Origin of the sequence: Kitasatospora sp. NPDC058243, from assembly GCF_042882025.1 — a bacterium.
GTDB lineage: Bacteria > Actinomycetota > Actinomycetes > Streptomycetales > Streptomycetaceae > Kitasatospora.
This window is the reverse complement of sequence record NZ_JBHVWW010000173.1, coordinates 1-1156: the sequence shown is the minus strand read 5'-3', so window position 1 is coordinate 1156 and position 1156 is coordinate 1. Positions and strand designations below refer to the sequence as shown.

Annotated in this window: 1 protein-coding gene and 1 pseudogene; one reads left to right on the top strand and one right to left on the bottom strand. The window is 67.0% G+C overall.

Going from position 1 to position 1156, the window contains the following annotated elements:
* Positions 1–171: pseudogene (locus ACFVX9_RS39880) on the top strand (IS5/IS1182 family transposase); the annotation flags it as partial.
* A 322-nt stretch (positions 172–493) separates the two neighbouring features.
* Here the strand turns inward: ACFVX9_RS39880 and ACFVX9_RS39875 are convergent.
* Positions 494–1132, bottom strand: a complete 639-nt coding sequence (locus tag ACFVX9_RS39875) for a hypothetical protein (RefSeq protein ID WP_387987228.1) — start codon at positions 1130–1132, stop codon at positions 494–496.
* Positions 1133–1156: the final 24 nt, after the last annotated feature.

The following is a 1156-nucleotide window of genomic DNA, read 5'->3' as shown; positions in this document are numbered from 1 at the left end:
GACGCCGGCCTCTACAGGGAACGAAACCCCATCGAGCGCCTGGTCAACAAGCTGAAGGCTTGGCGAGGCATCGCCACCCGATACGACAAAACACCCGAGAGCTACCTCGCAGGCCTCCACCTCCGCGCCGCCATCATCTGGATCAAGGACCTCACCCGGACCAGCCCTTGATCACGACCAAATACAGGCCCTAGGTAGGGGCGCAGGTCGGCGATCCGACCGGCATCCAGCGGACCCAGCTTCACCAGCACGGCAGGGATGGGAGAAGATGCAGCGGCAGGCACGGGCCACCTCATGATCATCGGGCTTGGACACCACAATGGTCACGAACCCCGCGCCTGCCCTGTTATCCACCCCAACCGGTCACAACCCGACCAGCCGCACACCCCAGGAACTTGCAGCCGCCCTGCCCGGCTCTCGGAGACCGCCCACCGCGAGAAGTCCACGCCGAATATACGGAGTTGCGTACAGCCGCATGAAGTAAACGGTCAGATCACTGTCCCCGGAAAACGCGAGGCACCTCAGGTGTGGGCGCTGTTTGACACGGCTCCACCACGACGTACGTCGGCTGTCTGACTTCGAGGATCCCGGTCGCGGTGACGACCGTGTCGGCGGCGGTGCTCTGCAAGACGGTGAAACTGATCCGGTCCATGTCCGCCTCCGGGCGGGTGCAGACGGTGTCGGCGGCTGCGCGGATCAGGGCCTGGCAGGTGGCCAGCAGGGCGTAGACCTCCTGGTCGAGCCCTTGCAGGCTGCGGGAGCGCAGAACGCGGCCGTCGGGCATCGTCGCCTTGACCGAGAAGTATGCCGCCTCCGGCTGCCGCCGCTCATGGTAAAGATCAACAAGCTCGGCGGCGGGGAAGGCGACCGGGCCGGGGAGGCTGGTCAGCAGGCGCCACTGCTCGGTGCGGACCGTGCCGTCGGCCAGGATGACGGTGACGGAGGCTTCGATGACGCGGACGGCCAGCAGGGCGGGCAGTACGCCGCAGCCGATCCGGGCCAGGCAGGAGCCGTCGCCCAGGTGTGTCAAAGGTGGGGGGATCCGGCGCGCTGAGGAGCGCACCAGGAACTGTGCGCCGCCGGCGGTCAAATCGTTCGGTAACCCGGCCGCATCGAATGCGGCGTCGGCCATCAGGGGCATCGTGCTGTCCAGGGC

Excerpts from the sequence above, each read along its gene's own strand:
- ACFVX9_RS39875 (WP_387987228.1), bottom strand. The coding sequence starts at position 1,132 with ATGGCCGACGCCGCATTCGATGCGGCCGGGTTACCGAACGATTTGACC.